Source organism: Sinosporangium siamense (genome assembly GCF_016863435.1).
In the GTDB taxonomy this organism is placed as follows: Bacteria; Actinomycetota; Actinomycetes; order Streptosporangiales; family Streptosporangiaceae; genus Sinosporangium; species Sinosporangium siamense.
In genome coordinates this window covers 1-25086 of record NZ_BOOW01000041.1, presented here as the reverse complement: position 1 = coordinate 25086, position 25086 = coordinate 1, and the positions used below count along the sequence as shown (strand labels likewise).

General features: G+C 71.2%; 19 protein-coding genes and 1 riboswitch. Of the genes, 9 read left to right on the top strand and 10 right to left on the bottom strand.

Going from position 1 to position 25086, the window contains the following annotated elements; translation table 11 throughout:
• Window positions 1–4: 4 nt before the first annotated feature.
• The 8 genes from Ssi02_RS30385 (at window position 5) to Ssi02_RS30350 (ending at window position 13487) form a co-directional block, all read left to right on the top strand.
• Window positions 5–6169 (top strand): type I polyketide synthase, encoded by a 6165-nt coding sequence (locus tag Ssi02_RS30385; protein ID WP_204031005.1) that lies wholly within the window; start codon window positions 5–7, stop codon window positions 6167–6169.
• 40 nt (window positions 6170–6209) lie between these two features.
• The gene (locus Ssi02_RS30380; protein WP_204031004.1) at window positions 6210–6986 is read left to right on the top strand and encodes an SDR family NAD(P)-dependent oxidoreductase; all 777 of its coding nucleotides are present in this window, start codon (window positions 6210–6212) and stop codon (window positions 6984–6986) included.
• A gap of 96 nt (window positions 6987–7082) precedes the next feature.
• A complete protein-coding gene (locus Ssi02_RS30375) occupies window positions 7083–7502 on the top strand; it encodes an ester cyclase (protein WP_204031003.1) in 420 nt (139 codons plus the stop codon).
• Window positions 7499–7948: a nuclear transport factor 2 family protein gene (locus Ssi02_RS30370; protein WP_204031002.1), complete on the top strand. Its 450-nt coding sequence runs from the start codon at window positions 7499–7501 to the stop codon at window positions 7946–7948. The genes Ssi02_RS30375 and Ssi02_RS30370 overlap by 4 nt, the downstream gene beginning before the upstream one ends.
• A gap of 233 nt (window positions 7949–8181) precedes the next feature.
• The gene (locus tag Ssi02_RS30365) at window positions 8182–9720 is read left to right on the top strand and encodes an ABC transporter substrate-binding protein (RefSeq protein WP_204031001.1); all 1539 of its coding nucleotides are present in this window, start codon (window positions 8182–8184) and stop codon (window positions 9718–9720) included.
• Entirely contained in the window at window positions 9717–10637 is a 921-nt protein-coding gene (locus tag Ssi02_RS30360) for an ABC transporter permease (RefSeq protein ID WP_239130098.1), read from the top strand. The genes Ssi02_RS30365 and Ssi02_RS30360 overlap by 4 nt, the downstream gene beginning before the upstream one ends.
• 7 nt (window positions 10638–10644) lie before the next feature.
• Entirely contained in the window at window positions 10645–11505 is an 861-nt protein-coding gene (locus Ssi02_RS30355) for an ABC transporter permease (protein ID WP_204031000.1), read from the top strand.
• A complete protein-coding gene (locus Ssi02_RS30350) occupies window positions 11502–13487 on the top strand; it encodes a dipeptide ABC transporter ATP-binding protein (protein ID WP_204030999.1) in 1986 nt (661 codons plus the stop codon). Before Ssi02_RS30355 ends, Ssi02_RS30350 begins: the two co-directional genes overlap by 4 nt.
• 15 nt (window positions 13488–13502) lie before the next feature.
• Here Ssi02_RS30350 and Ssi02_RS30345 read toward each other — a convergent pair whose 3' ends face one another.
• The 4 genes from Ssi02_RS30345 to Ssi02_RS30330 all read right to left on the bottom strand — a co-directional run bounded on the left by Ssi02_RS30345 (window position 13503) and on the right by Ssi02_RS30330 (window position 17160).
• The gene (locus Ssi02_RS30345) at window positions 13503–14201 is read right to left on the bottom strand and encodes a B3/B4 domain-containing protein (RefSeq protein WP_204030998.1); all 699 of its coding nucleotides are present in this window, start codon (window positions 14199–14201) and stop codon (window positions 13503–13505) included.
• A 228-nt stretch (window positions 14202–14429) separates the two neighbouring features.
• Window positions 14430–15011, bottom strand: a complete 582-nt coding sequence (locus Ssi02_RS30340) for a GerMN domain-containing protein (RefSeq protein ID WP_204030997.1) — start codon at window positions 15009–15011, stop codon at window positions 14430–14432.
• 44 nt (window positions 15012–15055) lie between these two features.
• Window positions 15056–16489: an ATP-binding protein gene (locus Ssi02_RS30335; RefSeq protein WP_204030996.1), complete on the bottom strand. Its 1434-nt coding sequence runs from the start codon at window positions 16487–16489 to the stop codon at window positions 15056–15058.
• Window positions 16486–17160, bottom strand: coding sequence for a response regulator (locus Ssi02_RS30330; protein WP_204030995.1), 675 nt, complete (start codon window positions 17158–17160; stop codon window positions 16486–16488). Before Ssi02_RS30330 ends, Ssi02_RS30335 begins: the two co-directional genes overlap by 4 nt.
• Before the next feature lie 112 nt (window positions 17161–17272).
• On the opposite strand from Ssi02_RS30330, the gene Ssi02_RS30325 reads away from it, so the two are divergent.
• The gene (locus tag Ssi02_RS30325) at window positions 17273–17803 is read left to right on the top strand and encodes a D-alanyl-D-alanine carboxypeptidase family protein (RefSeq protein WP_204030994.1); all 531 of its coding nucleotides are present in this window, start codon (window positions 17273–17275) and stop codon (window positions 17801–17803) included.
• 156 nt (window positions 17804–17959) lie between these two features.
• Here the strand turns inward: Ssi02_RS30325 and Ssi02_RS30320 are convergent, their stop codons facing one another.
• The 6 genes from Ssi02_RS30320 to Ssi02_RS30295 form a co-directional block, all read right to left on the bottom strand.
• On the bottom strand, window positions 17960–19354 hold the full coding sequence (locus tag Ssi02_RS30320) for a cytochrome P450 (RefSeq protein WP_204030993.1): 1395 nt from the start codon (window positions 19352–19354) through the stop codon (window positions 17960–17962).
• Window positions 19355–19479: 125 nt separating this feature from the next.
• Window positions 19480–20274 carry an ABC transporter ATP-binding protein gene (locus tag Ssi02_RS30315; protein WP_204030992.1) on the bottom strand — a complete coding sequence of 265 codons (795 nt, stop codon included), beginning with the start codon at window positions 20272–20274 and terminating at the stop codon, window positions 19480–19482.
• Complete coding sequence (locus Ssi02_RS30310) at window positions 20271–21314, bottom strand: FecCD family ABC transporter permease (protein WP_204031089.1); 1044 nt, start codon at window positions 21312–21314, stop codon at window positions 20271–20273. Before Ssi02_RS30310 ends, Ssi02_RS30315 begins: the two co-directional genes overlap by 4 nt.
• Before the next feature lie 2 nt (window positions 21315–21316).
• Window positions 21317–22330, bottom strand: a complete 1014-nt coding sequence (locus tag Ssi02_RS30305; protein WP_239130096.1) for an ABC transporter substrate-binding protein — start codon at window positions 22328–22330, stop codon at window positions 21317–21319.
• 29 nt (window positions 22331–22359) lie between these two features.
• Window positions 22360–22542, bottom strand: a riboswitch (cobalamin riboswitch).
• Between the two features lie 92 nt (window positions 22543–22634).
• The gene (locus tag Ssi02_RS30300) at window positions 22635–23597 is read right to left on the bottom strand and encodes an SGNH/GDSL hydrolase family protein (protein WP_204030991.1); all 963 of its coding nucleotides are present in this window, start codon (window positions 23595–23597) and stop codon (window positions 22635–22637) included.
• A gap of 501 nt (window positions 23598–24098) precedes the next feature.
• The coding region (locus tag Ssi02_RS30295; protein WP_204030990.1) for a hypothetical protein at window positions 24099–25086 on the bottom strand (988 nt) is incomplete at its 5' end.

Genomic DNA, 25086 nt, shown 5'->3' with positions numbered 1-25086 from the left:
TGCGATGTCCAATGACACAAAACTCCGCGAATATCTGAAGCGCGCCGTCGCCGACGTGCAGAACCTGCAAAAACGCCTACGCGAGGTGGAGTCCGGCCGCCGCGAGCCGATCGCGATCGTGGGTATGGCGTGCCGTTTCCCGGGTGGGGTGCGGTCGCCGGAGGATCTGTGGGAGCTGGTGGCGGAGGGCCGGGACGCGATCACGGAGTTCCCGTCCGACCGGGGCTGGGACCTGGACGCCCTCTACGACCCCGACCCCGACCACCCCCGCACCTCCTACACCAGGCACGGCGGCTTCCTCGACGGCGTCGCGGACTTCGACGCCGAGTTCTTCGGCATCTCGCCGCGTGAGGCGCTGGCGACCGATCCGCAGCAGCGGGTGTTGCTGGAGGTGGCGTGGGAGGCGCTTGAGCAGGCCGGGATCGACGCGGCCGGGTTGCGGGGCGGCAAGGTCGGCGTCTTCGCCGGTCTCGCCGGAGGCGACTACGCGCCCGTGCCGCACGAGGCCCCCGAGGAGCTGGAGGGTTATCTCGGCATCGGCACCTTGAGGAGTGTCGCGTCCGGCCGCATTGCTTATGCGCTGGGGTTTGAGGGTCCGGCGGTGACGGTGGACACGGCGTGTTCGTCGTCGCTGGTGGCGTTGCATCTGGCGGTGCAGTCGCTGCGGTCGGGAGAGTCGGATCTGGCGCTTGCCGGTGGGGTGTCGGTGATGTCGTCTCCGGTGGGGTTTGTGGAGTTCTCACGTCAGCGCGGGTTGTCGGTGGATGGGCGGTGCCGGGCCTTTGGTGCGGGGGCCGATGGCACAGGCTGGGCCGAGGGGGCCGGGCTGCTGGTGGTGGAGCGGTTGTCTGATGCGGTGCGGCTGGGGCATCGGGTGCTGGCGGTGGTGCGGGGGAGCGCGGTCAACCAGGACGGCGCCTCGAACGGCTTGACTGCGCCCAACGGTCCCTCTCAGCAGCGCGTCATCCGTCAGGCCCTCACGGCCGCCGGGCTCACCGCGGCGGACGTCGACGTCGTCGAGGCCCACGGCACCGGCACCTCCCTCGGCGACCCGATCGAGGCGCAGGCCATCCTCTCGACGTACGGCAGAGGCCGGGGTGAACGTGACCCGCTCTGGCTGGGGTCGCTCAAGTCCAACATCGGCCACGCGCAGGCCGCCGCCGGAGTGGGGGGCGTCATCAAGCTCGTGCAGGCCATCCGGCACGGCGTACTCCCGCGGACCCTGCACGCCGAGGAACGCTCACCGCACGTGGACTGGTCGGCGGGGGCCGTGGAACTCCTCACCGAGGCCCGCCCCTGGCCGGAGACCGGCCGGTCGCGGCGGGGTGGGGTGTCGGCCTTCGGGGTGAGCGGGACCAACGCGCACGTGATCGTGGAGCAGGCACCTGAGGAGGTTCCGGGGCTGCCCGGAGGTCCTTCCGACGTGACGCTTCCTTGGGTGTTGTCGGCGCGGTCGCCCGAGGCGTTGAGCGGGCAGGCGGAGGCACTGGCGGCGCTGGTGTCGGACTCGCCGGAGGTGCCTCCCGCGCATGTGGGCTGGTCGCTCGCGACGTCGCGGGCGGTGCTGGAGGAGCGGGCGGTCGTGGTGGCGGCCGATCGGGAGGGATTCCTGGCCGGGCTTGAGGCGCTTGCTGAAGACACGTCCGCGGCTAAGGTCACCTGGCCGGGCGAGGCGACGGCTGTCGTGCGGGGGCGGGCCGGGGGCGGGCTCGCGGTGTGGTTCACCGGTCAGGGGTCGCAGCGGGCCGGGATGGGGCGGGAGTTGCACGCCCGGTTCCCGGTGTTCGCGGCGGCGTTCGACGAGGCGGTCACGGAGTTGGACCGGCACTTGGCCGGGCATGTGCCGCACGGCGTGCGGGCGGTGGTGTTCGGGGAGCCGGGCACCGAGGGGCTGCTGGACCGGACCGTTTATGCGCAGGCGGGGCTGTTCGCGGTCGGGTATGCGCTGTTCCGGCTGCTGGAGTCGTTCGGTGTGCGTCCCGACTATGTGTCCGGGCATTCGATCGGTGAGCTGACTGCCGCGTGCGTGGCCGGAGTCTGGCCTCTGGCGGAGGCGGCGCGGCTGGTGGCGGCTCGTGGCCGGTTGATGCAGGCGCTTCCGCAGGGCGGGGCGATGGTGGCGATAGGAGCCTCAGAGGAGGAGGTGCTGTCCCAGGTCGCCGATCGGGCCGGTGTGTCGATCGCCGCGGTGAACGGGCCTTCCTCCGTCGTGGTGTCGGGTGACGAGGCGGCGGTGCTGGAGCTGGCGGAGGAGTTCGCCGGGCGCGGCCACCGTACTCGCCGTCTGCGGGTGTCGCACGCGTTCCACTCGGCCCACATGGACGACATGCTGGCCGACTTCGGGGACGTGGTCGCGTTCGTGAAGGCCGGGGAGCCGGACATCCCCGTGGTGTCCAACGTGACGGGCCTCGTGTTGTCGGCCGCCGAGCCGGCCGACCCCGGCTACTGGGTGCGGCAGGTGCGCGAGGCGGTCCGCTTCGGGGACGTGGTGACCGAGCTGGAGTCCCGCGGCGTGACGACCTTCCTGGAACTTGGGCCTGACGGTGTGCTGACCGCGCTGGCGCAGGAGTCCCTCGCGGGCGACGATCGACTGCTCGTTCCGGCACTCCGCAAGGACCGCCCGGAGGCGGAGACCCTCCTTTCGGCGGTCGGCGCCGCGCACGTCCACGGCAGCCGCATCGACTGGGACGCCGTCTTCCCCGAGCCGCGCGAGCACATTGACCTGCCCACATATGCGTTCCAGCGCAAACGCTACTGGCTCGACCCGGTGAAGCCGGGCGCGGGCGACCCGGGCGGCTTGGGCCTCGGCGCGGTCGGTCACCCCCTGCTCGCGGCCTCGCTTTCCCCTGCCGACACCGACGGGGTGGTGCTGGCCGGCCGCCTCTCGCTGCACACGCACCCGTGGCTGGCCGGCCACGCCGTGATGGGCACGGTCATCGTGCCGGGCACCGGGCTGGTCGAGCTCGCCGTACGCGCGGGCGACGAGCTCGGCCTCGACTCGCTGGACGAACTGGTGGTCGAAACGCCGCTGGTGGTGCCCGAGCGCGGCGGGGTGCACGTCCAGGTGGCGGTGGCCGAGCCCGGCGGCGACGGGCGGCGGGCCGTCACGGTGCATTCGCGGGTCGAGAGCGCCGACGCGGGCGTCGTGTGGACGCGGCACGCGAGCGGCACCCTGAGCAAGGCCGCCGGTGGTGAGAGCCCTCCGATCTGGGGAGAGTGGCCGCCGACCGGCGCTGAGCCACTCGACGTGGACGGCGTCTACGAGGTGCTCGCCGACGCAGGGCTCCAGTACGGCCCGGCCTTCCAAGGGTTGTCCCGCGCCTGGCGGCGAGGTGACGAGTTCTACGCCGAGGTCGAACTGCCCGCCGCCCACCACGTGGACGCCGCCCGCTTCGGCGTGCATCCCGCGCTGCTCGACGCCGCCCTTCACATCGCGGCGCACCACGGCCTGCGCGACACACCCGAGGGGTGGAGCCGGCTGCCGTTCGCCTACGACGGGGTGCGGCTGCACGCCTCAGGTGCCACCGAGTTGCGGGTACGGCTGACGCTGCGCGGGCCGGAGGAGTTGTCCCTGGAGGCGGCCGACGGCACGGGTGTGTCGGTGGTCTCGATCGACGCGCTGCGCGCCCGGCTGATCTCCGCCGATCAGGTGAACGCCGCCCGCGCGGCCGGCCAGGACTCCCTGTTCGAGGTCGTCTGGACGGAGGTGCCCGAGCAGTCCGGACCGGCAGCGGTCGATACCGACCTGGACGTTCTCCTGGTCGAACCACCCCGGGATGTGGAATTGCCCGCAGCTGCGCACGTCGGCGTGCACGACCTGCTCGCCCGGCTGCGCACATGGCTCACGGGGGAGCGGCGGGAGCCGGCGAGACTCGTGGTGGCGACGCGGGGCGCGGTGGCCGCGGCGGACGGGGAGAGCCCCGGCCTGGCGACCGCCTCCCTCTGGGGGCTGGTGCTTTCGGCCCAGGCAGAGCACCCGGGCCTCATCACGCTGGTGGACCTGGACCCCGCCGAACAGGAGACGACGACGTCCAAGCTGACGAGTGCCGCGCTCACCGCTCTCGCGGCCGGGGAGTCCCGGGTGGCCGTGCGCGGCGGCAGGGTTCTCGCGCCCAGGCTGACCCGCGTCGTTCCCGCGCCCCAGACGGGGGATGACGAGTGGACGTGGTCCCCCGACGGCACCGTGCTGATCACCGGCGGCACCGGGGTGCTCGGTACGGCGATAGCCCGCCATCTGGTGGCCACCCGAGGTGTGCGCCACCTGCTCCTGCTGAGCAGGAGCGGTGGGCGAGCTCCGGGAGCCGCGGAGCTCAAGGGCGAGCTGGCCGCACTCGGAGCCGACGTGCGGTTCGCCGAGGCCGACGTGGCGGACCGGGACGCGGTGGCGGCGGCGATCGACGCCCTGCCGCCCGCACATCCGCTGACCGCCGTGGTGCACACGGCCGGAGTGGTGGCCGACGGCCTGATCACCTCGCTCACTCCGGAGGCCGTCGACGAGGTGCTGCGCGCCAAGGCCGGCGCCGCCTGGCACCTGCACGAACTCACCAAGGACCGGAATCTGTCGGCGTTCGTGCTGTACTCCTCGCTCGCGGGCCTGTTCGGCGGTCCAGGACAGGGGAACTACGCGGCGGCCAGCACCTTCCTCGACGCGCTGGCCGAGCATCGGCGAAGCCTGGGGTTGCCGGCGTTGTCGCTGGTGTGGGGCATGTGGGCGGAGCCGTCCGGCGTCACGGCGCATTTGAGCGAGGCCGACCGGGCTCGTGCCGTACGCAGTGGTTTGCGGCCGATGGTGACGGCGGAGGGCCTGGCGTTGTTCGACCGGGCGGAACTCGCCGGGAGGGCGGTTGTGGCTCCCGCTCCGCTGGACCTCGCGGTGTTCCGGCGGCAGGGCGACGGGCTTCCGCCGCTGCTGCGCGGACTGGTGCGCGGCAGGCGGCGGGCCGCGCGGCCCGTGGAGGCGGGGCCGTCGCTCCTGCGGCGGCTCGGCGAGGCCGGAGAGGGCAGGCGGGAAGGTGTGCTGCTCGACCTGGTGCTCGCGGAGGTGGCGGTCTCGCTCGGCACGACACCCGAGGCGATCGGCCACGAGCGCGGGTTCAGTGAGCTCGGGCTCGACTCGCTGGCGGCGGTCGAACTCCGCAACCGGCTGAACGCGGCCACGGGGTTGCGGCTGCCCGCGACCGTCACGTTCGACGAGCCGACGCCGGCGGCCCTCGCCCGCTACCTGCTGGGTGCGCTCGGCGATCTGGAGACCGTCGACGAGGGGCCGCGGGCGACACCGGACGAGCGGCACGGGCCGCTGTCGACGCTCTATCGCGGCCTGGTCGGGGCGCGGCAGTTCGCCGCCGCCGCCGAACTCATCGGTGTGGCCTCCCACCTGCGCACCGGCTTCGGCCCGGAGGAGGCCGACGCCCACGCCAAGGAACCGATCCGGCTGGCCGAGGGCGACGGCGCGGTCGCGCTGGTGTGCTTCCCCGCGGTGAGTGCGATCTCCGGGCCGCACGAATACGCACGCTTCGGGCACAGCATGAGCGGCGAGCGCGACGTGTGGGTGCTGCCCTCACCCGGCTACCGTGAGGAGGAGTCGCTGCCGGACAGCGAGAAGACCTACATCGGGATGCAGGCCGACGCGGTCGAACGGCTTGTGCGCGGCAGGCCGTACGCGATCCTCGGGCGCTCGATGGGCGGCTGCATCGCCCAGTCGGTGGCCGAGGAGCTGGAGAGCAGAGGCCTGCCCGCCGCAGGGCTGGCGCTGATCGACACCTACCCGATCGAGAGTCCGACGCTCGAAGGCATGCGCGACTGGTGGCTTGAGGCGATGCTGACCGGGATGGTCGAGCGCATCGAGCGCTATCAGATGATCTGGAGCGACGCGAGCCTCACCACGATGGGCTGGTACGGAAGGATCCTCGCGGACTGGCGTCCCCGGCCGATCGGCGGGCGCACCCTGGTGATCCGCGCGGAGGAACCGCTGCGCGGGACCGTCGTCGACCCTACGGGCCGGTTGGACTGGCGCGCGTTCTGGCCGCTGCCGCACGAGTCGGCCGACGTGCCGGGCGACCATTTCACGGTGCTGGAGGAGCACGCCGAGACGACGGTCCAGGCGGTCAGGGAGTGGGTCGGCGGGCTACCTCGTCGGCTCAGCGCTCCTGAGCACGGCCGGAACTTCTGAGAACAGCACTTTCCACAAGACAAGTGACAGAAAGGCAGAGATGAGCAACCACGTAGTGGTCGTCACCGGCGCGGGGTCCGGGATCGGGCGGGCGACGGCCGAACTGTTCGCCGAGCGAGGGGCCAAGGTCGTGGCGGTCGACGTCGCGCCCGACGGCCTGGAGAAGCTCGCCGCGCTGCCGGGGGTGGTCACCTACGTCGGCGACGTGGCAGCCGAATCCACCAGCCACGACATGGTCGAGCTCGCGCTGAGCCGGTTCGGCGGCCTTTCGGCCGTCGTGCTCAACGCCGGCATCGGCGGGGCGGGACCCCTGGACTCGCCGGGGGCGATCGAGCGGTTCGACTACGTCCTCGCGGTCAACGTGCGGGGGGTCGCGCTCGGGATCCGGGCGGCCCTGCCCGCGCTGCGCGCCGAGGGCGGCGGGTCGATCGTGGTGACGTCGTCGGTCTCGGGATTGCGGGGCGATCCGTCCACGTGGGCGTACAACGCCTCCAAGGCCGCGGTCGTCAACCTGGTCCGCGGCGTCGCGATCGACTACGCGGTGGAGAACATCCGGGTCAACGCGATCGCGCCGGGGCTGACCGCCACCGCGATGACCTCGGGCGTGATCTCCCACCCGACGCTGGGGCCCGCGGTCATCGGGCGGATCCCGCTCGGCCGGTCGGCCGATCCGCGTGAGCAGGCGGAGGTGGTCTGGTTCCTGACCTCGCCCGCCGCCTCCTACATCACCGGGGTGACCATCCCGGTGGACGGCGGGCTCAGCGCGAACGGCGGCGTGCTGCTGCCGCCGTCCTACCCGGGGGAGCCGCCCCGCTGACGATCGGTCCCCTTGGCTTCGCCGTACATCGGAGCAGCCCCGCCAGCCTCATCAATCCCCTGATTCAGGCCCACCTTCATGACAAGGAGTTCTATTGTGAGCACGGAGAGTAACAAGGCAGTCGCGCGTCGTCTCTACGAAGAGGTGATCACGAATCACCGACCCGAGCTCGTGGACGAGATCGTCGCCGAGGACGTGGTGGACGAGACCCTCGGCGCGGACGCCGTGGCGCTGGCCCGGGAGGGCTTCCGCCAGCACGTCGAGGGGGTGTGGGCGACCGTCAAGGACGTCAAGGCCAGCGTGCTCGACACCGTCGCCGAAGACGACCGCGTCGTGGTCTTCTGGCGCATCGAGGGCGTCCAGCAGGGTCCCCTGTTCGGCGTGCCGCCGACCGGGCGGCACTTCGTCGGGCACAGCATCAGCACGATCACCTTCCGCGACGGGAAGATCGTGCGCTACAGGGTGCTACCCGACCGGCTGGGCATTCAGAGCCAGCTCCTTGAGCCCCGGGCATGAGCGCCGTGGCCGGCCTCATCGAGACGCCCCAGCCGACCGCCGAGGCCCTCTCTTCGGAGGACACCGCCGCGGTTCAGCGGCTGCTGGCGCTGTTCACCCACACCTTCGACAACCAGCAGGTGGACGTCTTCGACCGGGTCTTCACCGAGGACGCCGCCATCGAGTTGCGCAAGACCGGGCGGGTGGTGCGCGGCCTGGCCGCCATCCGCGAGTTGTCCCTCGCCATCGGGGCCGCCGGCCCGGACCACCACACGCTCGACACCTACCTGTGGGCCGACCGCGAGGGTGTGGTCCGGGGCCGCAGCCGCTACATCGCCGTCCTGGCCGACGGCAGCACGCACAACGGCGACTTCCTCGACACCTTCGCGCGCACACCCGAAGGGTGGCGCATCCGGCTCCGCGTCTCCGCGCCGCGCTTCCCGCTGGAAGAAGGGCTGTTCCACTGACCTCGCCGCCGGGGCCGCCCATTGAGCGGCGGCCCCGGCGGCCTCCACCCCCGACACCCACATGACCTCTGAATTCCTTCTTCTCCCTGAACTACCGGAGCGGTGAAATGCGCCCGTCGATTGTGAAATCCCTCCGCACTGCACTGCTGGTCGCACCACTGGTCGTGGTCGCCGCATGCGGTTCCTCCGCACCCCCAACGGCTGTGCCAGCGTCCTCCTCGCCAGGGGGACCGGTGAAGGGGGGATCGCTGACCTACGCGGCCGACACCGAACCGGTCTCCTTCGACATCCACGTCAGCCCGCAGGACATCACCGGCGCGATCCAGCGCAACGTCTTCGACTCGCTGATCTCCCAGGACACCGCGGGGGAGTTCCACCCGTGGCTCGCCTCCTCCTGGGAGATCGCGAAAGACCTGAAAAGCTACACCTTCACCCTGAGAGAGGACGTGAAGTTCACCGACGGCACCGCCTTCGACGCCGAGGCCGTCAAGGTCAACTTCGACCGCATCGCCGACCCCAAGACCAAGTCACAGCTCGCGGCGAGCCTCCTCGGCCCCTACGCCGGCAGCGACGTGCTCGGCACCCACAAGATCAAGGTGCGGTTCAAGGAGCCCTTCGCCCCCTTCCTCCAGGCCGCCAGCACCGCCTACCTCGGCTTCTACTCGCCCAAGGCCATCAAGGCGAGCGGCGCCGTCTTCGGCGCGGGTGGTCCCGCCCAGGTCGGCACCGGCCCGTTCGTGGTGGAAAGCTACAGCAAGGGGCAGAGCCTCGTCCTCAAGCGCAACCCCGCCTACGTCTGGCCGCCGAAGACCTCCGCCAACGCCGGTCCCGCCCACCTCGACAAGCTGACCATCCGCTTCCTGCCCGAGGCGTCGGTCCGGGTCGGCGCACTGAACAGCGGCCAGATCGACCTGGCCGCCGCCGTGCAGCCCACCGACATCAAGGCTGTGGAGGCCAACCCGGCGCTCAAGCTGCTGCGCAGCGACCATCCGGGCGGCAACTACTCGCTTTATCTCAACGTCTCCAAGGCGCCGTTCAGCGACGAGAAGGTGCGCAAGGCGGTCCAGCACGCGCTCAACGTCGACCTCAACGTGAAGAGCCTCTACTTCGGGCAGTACAAGCGCGCGTGGAGCCCCCTCTCGCCCTCCACTCCGGGCTACGACGCCTCGCTGGAGAACAGCGTGCCCCACGACCCGGTGAAGGCCGGCAAGCTGCTCGACGAAGCGGGGTGGACGGCCCGCGACTCCGAGGGCTACCGCACCAAGGACGGCAAACGCCTCGTCGTCGAGTGGCCGCTGCTGCCCGCGCAATATGTCAGGGACCAGCGCAACATCCTCGGCCAGGCGTTCCAGGCGGAGCTGAAGAAGGTCGGCATCCAGGCCAACCGCCCGCAGAACGACATCGGCACCTACACCGCCCAGGTCTACGGCGGTAAGGCGGACATCGCGGACTATTCGTGGGGCCGGTTCGAGCCCGACGTGCTCTGGCTGCTGTTCAACAGCGCCAACCACGCCACCAAGGGCGGGCAGAACGCCACCTTCGCCAAGGACGCCGACATCGACTCCTGGACGAACGCCGGACGCAAGACCCTCGACCGGGAGGTCCGCGCCGAGCTCTACGGCAAGGTGCAGAAGCGGGTGATCGACCTGGCCCTCGCCATCCCCATCTACACCGGCACCAACGCCCTCGGCTACGGCAAGCACGTCGAAGGGCTCGTCACCGACGCCAACACCTGGCCGAGCTTCCACAACGTCTGGACCACCAAGCGGTGATCGCCGTCCTGATCAGGCGGGCCGCCTCGGCTCTCGCCGTACTCCTCGGCGCGGCGACCCTCGCGTTCGCCGCGCTGGAATTGATCCCGGGGGACAAGGTCGCGGCCCTGCTCGGGCCCGCGACCTCCGCCTCCGAGCAGGTCAAGGCGCAGATACGCGCGGAATACGGCTTCGACCGGCCCATCGTCGTGCAATATCTCCACTATCTCGGCAGGCTCGTGCGCGGCGACCTCGGCGACTCCTACCAGTTGAGCCGGCCCGTGGCGGGGCTGCTCGCCGAGCAGCTCTGGCCCACCGCGCAGCTCGCCCTGGCCGCGATAGCGCTCGCCGTCGCCCTCGCCGTGCTCTCCGCAGTGGTCACGGCGGGGCGGCGGGCCGGCCGCGCCGTCGCGACGGCCTGGGAACTCGCCGCGGTGTCGCTGCCCTCCTTCTGGCTGGGCATCCTGCTGCTCACCGTCTTCTCGTTCCAGCTCGGGATGTTCCCCGTCGTCGGCGGTGAAGGCATCTCCGCCCTCGTGCTCCCGGCGGTCACGCTCGCCCTGCCCATCGCGGGCATGCTCGCCCAGGTGCTGCGTGAGGGGCTGGAGGCCGCGCTGGCGCAGCCGTTCGCGGTGACCGCGCGGGCGAGGGGGCTCAGCCACACCGCCGTCCGCGTGCGGCACACCCTCAGGCACGCCACCGTGCCGCTGGCGACGCTCACCGGGTGGCTCACCGGGTCGCTGCTCGGCGGCGCCGTGCTGGTCGAGACGGTCTTCGGGCGGCCCGGCGTCGGCGCCCTCACCCTGCAGGCGGTGTCGAACAAGGACATGCCCGTAGTCATCGGCGTGGTGCTGCTGTCGGCCGTGGTGTTCGTCGTCATCTCGGCCGTCGTCGACGCGCTCTACGCGGTCGTCGACCCGCGGCTGAAGGCGGGGTGAGCATACGGTGACCACGTTCTCGCCGGCCCGTGCCGTACCCGTCCGTCGCGTGCAGTGGCGCGCCGGGCGCCTGCCGGAGGTCGCGGCCTGGGCCGTGCTTGTGGTGGTGGCCGCCTTCGCCGTCGCCCCCGGGCTGTTCAGCGACCTATCGCCCATCGCCATCGACCCGGCGGGCGCGATGCGCGGGCCGGGCGCCGCGCACTGGTTCGGCACCGACCAGCTCGGCCGCGACCAGTTCACCCGCGTCGTCCACGGCACCCGGCCGTCGCTGCTGATCGGGCTCGGCGCCACCGTCCTCGCCGTGGCGGGCGGCGCGCTGATCGGGCTGCTCGCCGTCGTGGGCATGCGATATGCCGAACAGGTGCTCATGCGTCTCGTCGACATCCTGCTGTCGCTGCCGACCATGCTGCTGGCGCTGCTCGTCATCACCGTGCTCGGCGAAGGCTCGGGCAACGTGATGTTCGCCATCGCGATCGCCTTCATCCCAGGCTATGCAAGGATCGTGCGGGCTGAGGCGCTCGTCGTGGTGCGCAGCGGCTATGTCGAGGCGGCCCGCGCGCTCGGCCTGCGGCAGTCCGTCCTGGTCGTGCGGCATGTCCTGCCCAACGCGCTCGGCCCGCTGCTGGTGCTCGCCACCGTCGGCTTCGGCACCGCCTTGATCGCCGCCTCCGGCCTCAGCTTCCTCGGCTTCGGCGCCGAACCTCCGTCCCCGGAGTGGGGGGTCATGCTGTCGGAGGGCCGCAACTACCTGTCCACCGCGTGGTGGCTCGGGGTGTTCCCCGGCGGCGCGATGACCCTCACCGTGATCGCGGTCAACATCGTCGGCCGCGCCGCGCAGAACCGCTTCACCAGGAGGGCCCCCAGGTGACCCCCGCAGCAGACAGCTCCGTCAAGTCGGAGGTACGGCGAAGCACGGCAGGTCATCCGCCCGACCTGCTGGTCGTCGACGGGTTGAGCGTGACCTTCCGCACCGGGCGGGAGGAGGTCCGCGCCGTACGGAACGTCTCCTTCAGCCTGGAGCGAGGCGAATGCCTGGCGATCGTCGGGGAGTCGGGGTCGGGCAAAAGCGTCACCGCCCGCACCCTGGTCGGCCTCACCGGCGCGAAGGCCCACGTCACCGCACGTGCCCTGACCTTCGAAGGGCACGATCTCACCACGCTCGACGAGAGGGGATGGCGTGCCGTCCGGGGGCGGCGCATCGGCCTGGTGCTGCAGGACGCCCTCGTCTCCCTCGACCCGCTGCGCACCGTCGGGGCGGAGATCGCCGAACCTCTGCTGACCCACGGCCTCACGCGGCGTGGCGAGGCGGCGCGGCGGGTGCTCGGGCTGCTCGGCGACGTCGGGGTGCCTGACCCGGCGCGGCGGGCCCGTCAGCATCCCCACCAGCTCTCCGGGGGGCTCCGGCAGCGGGCTCTCATCGCCTCGGCGATCGCCGCGGGGCCGGATCTCGTCATCGCCGACGAACCCACGACGGCGCTCGACGTCACGGTGCAGGCACAGATCTTCGATCTGCTGGGCAGGCTCAAGGACCGTGGGGCCGGGGTCCTGCTTATCAGTCACGATCTGGCTGTGGTGGCGAGGTTGGCCGATCGGGTGGCGGTGATGTATGGGGGGCTGATCGTCGAGCACGGCCCTGCCCGGGAGGTGCTTACCTCGCCTCGGCATCCCTACACTCAGGCCCTTCTCGCCGCGGTTCCCTCCGCCCGGCCTCGGGGCACGCCGCTGTCGACCCCGGTCGCCCGGGTCACGGGTGGTGCTCCCCCCTCATCGGACGACGCGGAAGGCACGTCCCGCTCCCGTGGCGCCTTCGCAGGTGCCGGTGCCTCCCCGGCGAGTGCCGGGGGTGAGGGAGCGTCGCCCGATCCCGCTGTCGGCGGCCGTGTCGTGGGCGTCCACGGCGGGTGCCCCTACGCCGCCCGATGCCCGCTGGCCGACGACACCTGCCGCGACCACCTGCCTTCCGAACGGCAGGGCGTGTCGTGCCACCACCCCGGCCTCCCGCCAGGTGCACCCGCGCAGGCCACCGCCGTCGCGGTGCCCCGCGTGGTGCCCGATGCGGTGGTGCCCCTGATCGAGGTTCACGGGGTCGGCAAGCGGTTCCGCAGCCCCGACGGCACCTGGCACACGGCGGTCGACGGGGTGTCGCTGCACCTCCACCCCGGCGAGACCCTCGGCGTGGTGGGCGAGTCCGGCTCGGGCAAGACCACGGTCGCCCGCATGGTGCTCGGCCTGGTCGAACCCGACCAGGGCACCGTCCTGTTCGACGGGCACCTGTGGAGCGGCGTGCGTGAGAGGGTGCGCCGCACCCGCAGGACCCGCATCCAAGCCGTCTACCAGGACCCGCTGAGCTCCTTCGACCCGCGCCACACCGTCGAACGCCTCCTCGGCGACGCCGTCGCCCGCACCGGGACCCGGGGACGGGCCGCGAAGCGTGCCCGCGCGGCTGCCCTCCTCGACCAGGTCGGCCTCCCCGCGGCCACGCTCGCCCGGCGCCCCCGCGACCTGTCCGGCGGCCAGCGCCAGCGCGTCGCCATCGCCCGCGCCCTGGCCCCCGCCCCGGACGTGCTCGTCTGCGACGAACCGGTCTCGGCGCTGGACGTCTCCATCCAGGCCCAGATCCTGGACCTGCTGGTGGCCCTGCAACGAGACCTCGGCCTCGCGATGTTGTTCATCTCCCACGACCTCGGCGTGATCCACCATGTGAGCGACCGGGTCGTGGTGATGAAAGACGGCAAGGTCGTGGAGACGGGCGAGGTGGAGAAGCTGTTCCGCGACCCGGCGCAGCCGTACACCAAGGAACTGCTGGCCGCGGTGCCCGTCCTGCCGGGAGTCCGTGAGGTTGCCGGCTGAGGGGGTGGTGGCGGCTCAGCGGTCGAACTCGAAGCGGGGGGAGGCGGCGGTGAGGATCGCGCTGCGAGGTGTGGTCTGCCAGGCCGCCCCGACCTCCTCCGCGATCGCGGCGATCAGCGCGGGCACGTCGTCGCGTGCCGACTCGTGCATGGCCTCCGCCACGATGACGACTGCGCGGGTGGACTCCCGGACCGCCGAATAGCCGCTCTGCCGGTTGGTCCACCGCCGGGCGTGCGCCCGTCCCGCGGCGTCCGCGAAGACGACCTCGTCGGGGGCGGGGTGCTCGGTGTCGCCGCCGAAGGTCAGGTAGTGCTCGTCGCCCTTGGCGTGCCGTACGTCGAGGCCGCCTTCGACCCTTTCGAGGTCGATCGCGGCGACGGGCACGGCGAAGGCCACCGAGATCGCGTTGCACAGGTCGATCAGCGGATGGATGCGCGGCAGCACCCGCTCCTTCTTGAACCGCCGGAGCAGCGCCTCGGAGGCACAGCGATACTGGGTCGGTTTGAGGCCCATCTTGGAGAAGGTCCGCCGCCAGGCCTGAATCTCGGGGAACTCCGCTTCGGAGGAGGTGGCCAGGCGCGCCTCGGCGACGGCGGTGAATCTCGCGATCCGCTCGTCGACGTCGGCACGGCCGGAAACGCCCACGGCGACGACCGCGCCCGCGACAAGCTCGGGGAACTCCGACCAGATGGCGGAGGAGTGCTGCAAGTACATGGATATGTCGGACCTCTGTTGACGGACATGACGATCGATAGGTTGAATCGGCAGGTTGACTCTGCGGCAATCGGCACGCTGAAGTCCAACCCATCGGCGAGAGTTCAGCCTGCCGAGTGAATGGTCCGATAGGCAGGGCCATTCTTGTTTCGGTTTTGCGGACCATTTGCGACCGTCGGCGGCCGGGTGGCAGGCCGGCTCAAGAGGGGGCGAGGAGAGGACTCGCGGCTAAAGGTCGGTCGGGCAGGAGTGAGTGCCCAGGGGGCGGTCGCCGAGGGTGATGCGGACGTCGAAGAGGTCGTCCTCGGCCGCCGTGCAGGCGATCTGACGCAGTCCGAGACTCGGGATCGAGGCGGCTCCGCTCAGGGAGAGCAGGAGGCGTGTGCCGTCGGAGGAGGCCGAGGCGACGGTGAGCCCGGCGGGGAGCGCGGTGCTCAAGCCGCTCGCGGTCTCGTCCTCGTCGGGTCCGGCGAACAGGAGACGCAGGCGCGAGACCGGCTCCCGCATGCCGGGGCCCACCCGGGCCACGGATTGCAGCCTGCCGTCCAAGACGAAGAACAGGCGCTCACCCGACCCGAGACCTCCCGGCGGCTGGCCCGCGTCGAACGGGAGGGAGGCCGGGATGCCGCACCCGGTCATCACCACGGCCGCGAGCAGTGTGAGCAGGGAACTCGTCGTCGCACGGCGAACACCGTGCCGCGTGCGTGCGCCGGGCCGGCGCCGGGCCGGAGTGCCCGCGCCGGGTGAGGGACCGGCCCGGCCCCGCGTGCTTCCCGACGCGGCCCGGCCACGCGTGCTTCCCGACCTCACGGCCCTCAGTGGAGCGTTCCAGGCCGCAACCATCGAGAAGCCCCTCACCGCACTCCCCCCAGCGGAAGCCGCAAGACGAACAGGGCCCCGCCCCCCGGATTGGGGCCCGCCGTGAGCGTGCCGCCGTGGAGGCGGGTGTTCTCCCACGCCAACGCCAGCCCGAGCCCCGACCCCGCCGAGTGCCCAAGGATGCGGGTGCGGGCGGCGTCACCCTTCACGAACCGTTCGAAGACCCGATCCCCGAGCCCCTCCGGCAGCCCCGGCCCTCGATCGGCCACCTCGACGACGGCGTCGGCCCCGTCGGCGCGCAGCCGTACCTCGACCGGAGGTGCCCCGTGGCGGAAGGCGTTGCCGACGAGGTTGCCGATGATCACGCCGAACCGGCGCGGATCGACATCGGCGACGACGCCGTCCCGCAGATCGGTGCGTACGGTGTCCTTGCGGCCCCTGGTGCGCAGGCAGGCGCGTACGGCATCGGCCAGGTCGACGGTGTTGAGGGTCAGCGCCGCCACCCCCGCGTCGAAGCGGGAGATCTCCAGCAGCTCCTCGACCAGCCCGGCGAGGTTGCGGGCCTCCTCGCCGACGGTCCGGGCGGCCACCGGCAGGTCGCCGCCCGCGCGGGCCGCCTCCACGTCGAGCACGTCGGCCACGGCCATCATCGTCGCGACGGGGGTGCGCAGCTCGTGGGAGACGTCGGCGGCGAACCGGCGGGCGGCGCTCTCCCGGTCTCGCAGCTCCTTGAGGGTGTCCTCCAGCGCCGCGGCGGTCCGGTTGAACGTCGCGGCCAGGTCGGCGAGCTCGTCGTGGCCGACGGGGCGCAGGCGGGCGGTGAGGTCGCCCTCGGCCATACGCCTGGCGGCGGTTCCGAGGTCGCGCACCGGCCGGAGCACCTGCCGTGCGAAGAAAACGGCGAGGCCGACGGCGAGCAGCAGCGCGCCCGCGGCGATCAGCACGGAGGTCGTGCCGACAGTGGCGAGGTTGCGCTGCTGAGCGGCCATGTCCACCACCACATAGACCTCGGGCGGGATGTCGTCCCCGACGGGACGGGTGATCGCGATGGTGGTTCCCACGGCGAAGAACGGCCTGCCATCCCGATTGAAGCGCTGAAAGGTGAGATTCCCGGTGCGCCGTACCTCCTCCCGCAGTTCGGCGGGCACCCGCGCCACCGTGCCGGGAATGTCCTCCAGCACCCGGCCCCGGTGCACGACCGCCACCTCGTCGTTGCCCGCGGGGGTGTTGAGCGCTCCCAGGATCAAGCCGAGCGAGGCGTCGGTCAGCGGCTGGTCGAGGCGGGGGGCGAGTTCGCGCAGTGTGTCGCGCACGCGGATGCCGACGCTGTCCTGCACCTCCTTGAGGATCACCCGGCGTGCCTCGAAGTAGGACCCGGCGGTGGTGCCGACCGCCGTGATCAAGGCGAGCGCGCCGAAGGCGAGGATGAGCCGCGGGCGCAGGCCGCGCAGCAGCGGGCGGCCTCTCACGCGGGGTGGAACCTGTAGCCGAAGGTGCGCACCGTTCGCACGTAGACGGGCTGCGACGGGTTCTCCTCGATCTTGGCGCGGAGACGCTGCACGCAGGCGTCCACGATGCGGGAGTCCCCGAGGTAGTCGTGCTCCCACACCGCCTGCAGGAGGTGCTGCCGGGACATCACCTGGCCCGGCGAGCGGGACAACTCCAGCAACATGCGCAACTCGGTCGGCGTCAGCGCGATCGGCTCCCCGGAGCGTGTCACCGTGAGGGCGCCCCTGTCGACGGTGAGCTCGCCGTACCTTTCGGGCCCGGTCGGCGTGTGGTCCGCGCGGCGCAGCACCGCACGGATCCTCGCGTCGAGCACGCGGGGGCGGATGGGTTTGACGACGTAGTCGTCGGCGCCCGCCTCAAGACCGCTGACGACGTCGAGGTCGTCGTCGCGGGCGGTCAGCATGACGATCGGGGTGGTGCCGGCGGCGCGGATCCGCCTGCACACCTCGAACCCATCGATGCCCGGCAGCATCAGGTCGAGCACGACGATGTCGGGGAGCACGGCCCGGAGCAGGTCCAGCCCCTCCTCGCCGGTGGCCGCCTCATGGAGCGTGTGCCCCTGTTGCCGCAGGCCCATGCCGAGCCCGGTGCGCAGCGCCGGGTCGTCCTCGATGAGTAGTACGTGAGCCATGACCCCAGTATCCAGGCAAAACACACCTAAACCGGACTGGGGGCCGATTCTGTGGCACGACCATGACAATCCATGGACGTGGTCAGGTCCTCGTCTTTCCAGCCTGGGTCCTGTGAAAAACGAGAGAAACCACCCGCCTTCGGCGCTCGTAGCCGGTGCCATGGTGATCTTGGCGATGCTCACCGGCTGCGCCGTACTCCCCGAACAGTCCGCGGACGCCGTGCGGCGGGACCCCGCCCCTCGCACGGCGGACACCCCCAAGGGCGGCCTCACCCCCGGCACCCGCAAGGCCTACCACCGCGCGGCCAAGGCCGCCGCGGCGGCGGGTCACACCCTGCACATCACCTCGGGCTACCGCACCGCCGAGCAGCAGCGGAGCGAGTTCCGCCAGGCCGTGCGGAAGTACGGCTCAGCCGCCAAAGCCCGTGAATATGTGTTGCCGCCCGAAAAATCGGCCCACGTGAAGGGCCTGGCGATCGACGTCGGCCCGGAGCCCGCCGCACGCTGGCTGGAGAGCACAAACGGTAGGTACGGCCTGTGCCGGATCTATGCCAATGAGTGGTGGCACTTCGAGTTCTCCTACCGCTATGCCCGCGAGCGGCGCTGCCCCGACCTCAAACCCGACGCCACCGCCGCAGGCTGAGATCAGCTAGTCGGGGCACGTGCACGAACTCCGGGAACCTCGCCGACGGCCCGCCGAGCAGACCACCGCCGCGCCGCCTCAGACGCCGGTGGAAGAACGCCGCGATGAAACTCCGCCGGGCGAACACGCACCGGGCCGGGTCGACGGACGGGAGGGCTACGGGGTGCGGGCGATCGCGCGGAGCTTCAAGCCCGCGGGGCGCAGCGTCAACCCGGCCTCCAGCCGTACCGGATGCTCGGGCACGGCTTCCAGCCGCCACTTCGCCATGATGTCCGCCAGCATGAGTGTGCTCGAAAGCCGGCCGAATTGGTCGCCGATGCACTTGCGGGCGCCCATGCCGAACGGGAAGTAGGCGTCGTTCTGCGGGGACGAGCGGCCGGGATCAAGCCACCGGGCGGGGTCGAAGTGCCGCGGGTTCTCGTAGAGGTCGGCCCGGTTGTGGATCACATAGCTGCTGACGACCAGGGTCGAGCCCGCAGGCAGGCGGTGGCCGCCGAGGTCGATGTCGGCGGTGACCTGCCGCATGACGAACCAGCCGGGCGGGTAGAGCCGCAGGATCTCCGAGACGACCCTGCCGGTCTCCGCCAGGCGCGGCAGGTGCTCGATGCCGGCCGGCGCCCCCGCGAGCACCTCGTCGACCTCGGCGCGCACCCGCTCGGCCACCTCGGGGGCCTTTGTGAGTTCGTGCAGCGCCCACTGGACGATGCCCGCGGTGGTCTCGGACCCGGCGGTGAAGAACGTGACCACCTGGTCGATGACCTCGCCGTCGGACAACCTGGCCGACTCGCCAACCGCAGGATCGGCCTCCTCGTCGCGGGCGGCGAGGAGCGCCGACAGCAGGTCGCCCCGGTCGCCGCCGCGGGCGCGGCGTTCGGCCACGATGGTCTCCAGCATGTGCCGCATACGTTCGCCGGCCTGCAGATAGCGGCGGTTGCCGGGCGTGGGGAGGCGGGTGATCGCGGGTGGCGTGAGCGAGCGGCGGTAGGCACCCTGGAGGAGTACGTCGAGATCGGCGATGAAGTGGTCGCGCGACTCGGGCGGCAGGCCGGTGGAGAACATCGTGGCCAGCGCGATGCGCATGCTGAGTTCCGTCGTCTCGGCCACGACGTCGACGAGCCTGCCGTTGTGCCAGGTGGCGAGGAGGGCGGCGGTCTCGTCGCCGATCGTCTTGGCGTAGCCGGGCATCCGGGGCGAGTTGAACGCCGGCTGGGTCAGGCGGCGCTGGCGGCGGTGCCTGCTGTGCGGGCACGTCAGCAGCCCGTCGCCGAGGGTTTCGCGGATGCGCCTCCAAAGCGCCCCGCCCTTGTCGAAGGTGCGGTCGTCCAGTTGCACGCGGCGGGCCAGTGCCGGATCGCAGATGAAGATCAGGTCCAGGGGGCCCACACGCACGCTGACGAGGTTGCCGTAGGCGGACAGGGAGTCGAGGAGCGGAAGCGGATCCCGCAGCAGGCGAAGGCTGTGCCCGATCAGCGGCAGCCCCCCGGAGGCCCGGGGAATCCTCCGCGGTTGCCCGGGTGCGGCTAGTGGGGCGTTCACGTCGGCGGCAGACAAGTGGTTCCCCTTATGCTGTTTGACGTGTCACATACGCTCGCCTTTTCACCCTAGGCAGGCGGGGGAGACCGGGGATACTTGCCCACGTGTGGTGGTTGTCGTGACCTGTAAGTAAGTTTCCCTCCCTAAGTCAGGTATGTCACCTGAGGTGTGCCAGTGCGAGGATGTACGGCTACTTCGCTGGCCACGCCGTACACCTCGGAGATGAGTGCGGGGGTGAGCACCTCGGCGGGCGGGCCGCTGGCGGCTACCTGCCCGGCTTTGAGCACATACATCCGGTCGCAGAAGGCGGCGGCCAGGTTGAGGTCGTGCAAGGCGAGCAGCACCGTCGCGGGCAGCCGCCGCAGCAGGGCCAGCACGTCGAGCTGGTGGCGGATGTCCAGGTGGTTGGTCGGCTCGTCGAGCACCAGCAGCGCCGGCCGCTGGGCGAGCGCCCGCGCGATGAGCACCCGCTGCTTCTCACCCCCCGACAGGTGGGTGAAGGTGCGGTGCGTGAGATGCGCGGCGCCGACGCCGTCGAGGGCGGTCGTCATCGCCCGCCGGTCGTCCGGCGTCTCGCCGTCGAGCAGCCGCTTGTACGGCGTGCGCCCCATGGCCACGACCTCCCGCACGGTGAGGTCGCCTTCGACGGACGCCGCCTCCTGCACCACGGCGGCCACCATCCGGGCGTAGGACCGCGATCCGATCGACCACGCGTCCTGCCCGTCCACGGACACCCGCCCCGCCGCCGGACGCACAACGCGGTAGACCGAGCGGAGAAGAGTGGACTTGCCGCTGCCGTTGGGGCCGACGAGACCGACGACCTCACCGGGGGCGGCGGTGAGCGACAGGTCGCGCACGATGCGGAACGTCCCCGCGCTGAGGGACACGCCGTCGACGTCGAGGCGGCCTGCCGGGCTTGTGCCGTACGCGTCGTTCACAGCGCCGCACCTCCCTCGGCGCGCCTGCTTCCGCGCCGCATCAGCCACAGGAAGAACGGACCGCCGCAGAGCGCCGTCAGCACTCCCACCGGGATCTCCTGCGGCGCGCTGATCGTGCGGGCCGCCACGTCGGCCAGCACCAGGAAGATCGCGCCGCCCAGGATCGCGGCCGGCATGACACGCCGATGGTCGCCGCCCACCAGGACACGCACCGCGTGCGGCGCCATCAGGCCGACGAACCCGATGGGCCCGGCGGCCGAGACCAGCACACCCGTGACCAGCGAGAGCAGCACGAACATCCGCACCCGGAACGCCCCCACGGCGAGCCCCATGGTGGCGGCGGCTTCCTCACCCGCCAGCAGCAGATTGAGGTTGCGCGCCTGCGTCATGAGGAACACCGAGGCCGCCACCAGCACCGCGAGCGGCAGCCACAACGTGTCCCAGCCGACGCCGCCGAGCCCGCCGAGCGTCCACGACAACACCTCGCGGGCCTCGTTCCCGCGCTCGGCGGTCAGCAGCAGAAAACTGGTCAGCGCCGCGAACACCGACGCCACCCCCACCCCCGCCAGCACCAGCCGCAGCGACGAAACACCGCCGCCGGCCCGCGCCGCCGCGAACACCAGCACCATCGCGGCCAGCGCCCCGGCGAACGCCGCCAACGGCAGCGACCCGCGCGTGCCGAACAACGTCGTGCCCAGCACGATCATCGTCACCGCGCCGAACGACGCCCCCGACGAGACGCCGAGCAGATAGGGGTCGGCCAGCGGATTGCGGACCAGCGCCTGCATCGCCGTGCCGACGGCGGCGAGCCCCGCCCCGCACACCGCGCCCAGCAGCACACGCGGGGCGCGCACGTCGAAGATGATGGTCTCGCGGGCCCGCGTCCAGGACACCTCGGCCGGCCAGGGCAACCCCAGCCGGTGCCCGACGATGCCCCACACCTCGGCGGGCGGCACCTGAACGGCGCCCACACCGAGCGCGACCGTCATCGCCACCGCCAGCGCACCTGCGAGAAGCCCCACGACCAGCGTGAAGCGCATGGTCACGAAAAGCTCTTCGGGTGCAGGAAACGCGCCAGCTCCTCCACTGCGGCAGGCGGGCGCACCCCGACGAGTGTCGCGGTCAGCGGCACGACGAGAAAACGCTGATTCTTGACGGCGGGCACGTCGGCGAGCGGCTTGTGGGAGAGGAGGAACTTCTTCTTGTCCTCCACCGAACCGGCCCCCGCGTAGTCGTAGATCAGGATCACCTCCGGCTTGCGCTCCACGACCTGCTCCCACGACACGTCGCCGAACACCTTGCGAAGGTCTCCGAAGACGTTCTCACCGCCGGCCAGCCGGATCATCTCCTGGCCCATGCCGGCCCCGCCCGCCGTGAAGGCCGACTTGTCGCCGCTGTCGTAGACGAACACCGGCACCGGCTTCACGTCCTTGACGGCGGCGGCGACGGTGTCGAGACGCTTCCTCATCTCCCCTACGAGCGCCTCGGCCCGGTCGTTCACCCCGAAGATCTTCCCTACGGTGCGAACCTCCTCGTAGACCTGCTCCACGCTCAGCTTCTCGCGCGGGCAGTATTCGAGGTTGAGATAGGTGTTCACACCAGCGTCCTGGAAGGCCTTGCGGCCCCGGCCCTCCTTCTCGGTGAACGCGCTGGCGTAACCGCCGTAGACCAGGTCGGGATCGGCCTCCAGCACCGTCTCGAACGACGGCTCCTTCTTCGCCAGCTCCGGCACACGCTCATAGGCCGCGCGATACTCCTCCAGCACGGCGGAGTCGGGGAAGGCCGTGCCGACCATCGCCTTCTCCAGCCCGAGCGCGAGCATCAACTCCGCCGGATGCTGGTGAATCGTCACCACCCGCTTGGGCGGCGCCTTAAACGTCACACTTACCCCGCAGTTGTCCACCGTGACGGGGAACCCCGCTTGATGGCTTTCCTTTGCGGCCTCGGGGGCGGCCTGGGGAGTGGCTTTGGGAGTGGCGCCACCACAGGCGGACAACAACACGGCAGCCGTCACTGTGGCGACGGCAAGGGAAAAGGGTCGGGCAATGCCGAACACGCAGCCTCCTGAGGTGTCCACGCGCCTCGTAGGGACGAACGCGACAGCCCAGTCTCCTGACTCCCGGCTCAACACTCGCCCCGACCTTCCCGCTTACGCAGTGGTCACAGTGGGGTCCGCTCCCCGGTCACAGTGGCGGGACCGCGCCGGATTCACACCGGCTTCCTGGCCTCCATCGCGATGTTGACGGACAAAAGCGTATTCGCACCGTTCCAGCAAACACCACCCGGGGCCAGGTACGGCAAAGCCAATCCTTTGACCGGATTCCGGGGATCCGGCTGTGGCAGTTTCATGTCCCCGCAGGTCAGTCCAGGCCGACTGCGATGAGGAGGGCGTCTTCCACGCGGTTGGCCGTGTCGGCGTGGCCCTTGGCATTGGGGTGGATGAGGGCGGGGCTGTCGGGGTAGCGGCTATAGAGGCCGTCGACCCAGTTTTGGCCGTTGGCCTTGTCACACACGCTGTGTTTCCGGCCGGGCTCGTATAGGTCGACGTGAATGTCGCCCTGCTCCTCGGTCACCTGGCTGATCGCCGTGTTGAGCGGCTCGAGCACGCGGGTGCGCAACCACGCCAGGTCGGCCCAGGTGATCGTGCCGAACCCCGTGAAGCTCCCGTAAACACACTTCTTCGCGTCGTGCGGAATGATGTAGGGATAACCGACCGTGATCACCTTGGCGTAGGGCGCCTTGTCGTGGATCGCCGTGAGCATCTCGTCGTATTGCTCCCGCAGCTCCGTCAGCCGGCGCGGCAGCTCCGCCTGGAAGTGTGTCTTGCAGGGTGAGCCTTCGCCCCGCGCCTCCGCCCCCAGCTCCATGCACTTCACGAGGATGTCGCCGAACCCAAGCGTGCCGCTCCCCACCCCCACACTGACCAGGTTGGTGTTGGGCCGCACCGCGTCGAGCTGCACCGCCACCGGGCCGAAGGGCCGATCGGGATCGGCGGAGATCGGGGGAGCGTGGCGACCGGCCGGCTCCTGCTCCTCCTTCGCGATGTGCGAGATCCTGGCGTTGGCACAGCTCACATTGGTCAGCTTGAGCACCGCCCCCAGCCGGTCGGCGATCACCTGCGGATAGGCCAGCGACGTGCGCGCACACCCGTCACGCACCGGCTCGAACTCCTTCCCAGCCGCCTGCACGACCCCGGCGGTGAAGGAGTCGCCCAGCGCGACCCACGAATATGCCCTGGTCGACGGAGCGGCAGCCGCGATCGTCGTGTACATTGCGCACACTGCGACGCCCACCAGCGCGGCACGGACACGCGAACCCGGCACGGCCCCTCCTGTCACACGAGACGAGGAGAACACGATAGCGGAGAGTGAGCATGCGCGTGCGCAGCGTGGTGAGACGTGAACGGGTCGACCCGAAATCACCCTCCACCGGTATCAGCGGGCCGGCCAGATCGCGTGACCGTCCGCCGTCTCACAGAGCGTGGCACGCATGCGCTCGGCGACAGGCCGTTGCTACGCCACCTGGCCACGCTCCTAGTCGGTCGCATGTAGTCGGCTGGCGACCCGGTCGGTGATGGCGGCGGCGCGGAGGGCGCTCGAAGCGGAGCTTGGGTCCGGTCGTAAGGGATGGCCGGCCTCGAAGTTCTGGGCCACCTGCCGTACGGCACGAGCCTGATCCGCGTGGCCCGCGTCTCTGGCGGCCGGTCCAGGGGGCCGGTGTCCTGGTCAGGGCGGGCCCGGCGTCTTCGCCCTGGTGGGGTCTCACCCGGGTGAGGCTCGGTGCGGTCCGGCCAGGTCAGGTGGGGCGGACCGCAGCCGAGCCCGTCAGGGAGGAGGCGGGGGCGCCGGGTGGAACGGGTTGCCGTAGACGGCGACCGTCATGCGGCCGGACCGGCGCAGATATTCGGGGCGGTCGGTCCGCAACCGGACCTGGACCTTGAGCCTGCCGCCGCCGGCCACCACATCCGGGCGCAAGATGGTGAAGGTGTAGCTCCCGTCCTTCGGACGGGAGGCGCAGACGTTGCTGCCGGGCAGCTTGCGTCCGTTCACCCAGACATCCGTGCGTGAGCGGTGGGCGATGCCGCCGGAGCAGGCGATGACCAGGCCGGCCACCTTCTTGGTGTAGGGCACGTCGAGGGTGATTTCGCGTGCCTGCGGCCAGGTGATGCTCTGCTTGTCGAGGACCTTCCCCTCCGGCCCGCCGAGGCTGCGCGGCATCTTGAGGGATGGGGGCGGGGGGCCGGCGACCGCCGGCGGCGTCCACTCGTAGACGTCGACGGTCCAGATCTGCGGGGGCTGCTTCTTCGTCACCGGATGGTGCATGATGAACGCCTCGACGTTGACCGTCGCCGTGCGGGCCGTGGGCGGGAGCGGCTGGACGTCCACGGCGGTGCCGTGCGCGCAGCCGCTGTACTTCGCCCACTTATCGGCCAAGGTGAACGGGGTCGCGACGCCGGGCACGCGCACGGTAACCGTCGGCGGTTCCGGGATGCCGCGGTTGACACACGGCATCCGGACCGCAAGAGGCTTGCCGCTGAGCGGCACCTCGATGGACGCCGACTTCTGGATCGGGGAGTCGACCCTGACACGGCCCAGCCGGCGGTAGACGGTGCCGTCGGGTTCGGTGAAGCGCTCCTTTCCGGGGGCGGGGGATCTGGTCGCCGCGGCGTGGACGTCCCGCGGCGGTTCCTCGGGTATGAGGAGGCCCGGCAGGACCAGCGCCGCCGCAACCGCGGCGGCCCCCGCGGCGGTGAGGGCGCTCCAGGCGGCGGCGCGCCGCCGGCGGCGGGCGCCGCGCGCGCGGCGGTGGACC

Bases quoted from the DNA above. Each gene is read 5' to 3' on its own strand.
- Ssi02_RS30385 (WP_204031005.1), top strand. From the start codon at position 5: ATGTCCAATGACACAAAACTCCGCGAATATCTGAAGCGCGCCGTCGCC.
- Ssi02_RS30380 (WP_204031004.1), top strand. From the start codon at position 6,210: ATGAGCAACCACGTAGTGGTCGTCACCGGCGCGGGGTCCGGGATCGGG.
- Ssi02_RS30370 (WP_204031002.1), top strand. From the start codon at position 7,499: ATGAGCGCCGTGGCCGGCCTCATCGAGACGCCCCAGCCGACCGCCGAG.
- Ssi02_RS30345 (WP_204030998.1), bottom strand. From the start codon at position 14,201: ATGTACTTGCAGCACTCCTCCGCCATCTGGTCGGAGTTCCCCGAGCTT.
- Ssi02_RS30330 (WP_204030995.1), bottom strand. From the start codon at position 17,160: ATGGCTCACGTACTACTCATCGAGGACGACCCGGCGCTGCGCACCGGG.
- Ssi02_RS30310 (WP_204031089.1), bottom strand. From the start codon at position 21,314: ATGCGCTTCACGCTGGTCGTGGGGCTTCTCGCAGGTGCGCTGGCGGTG.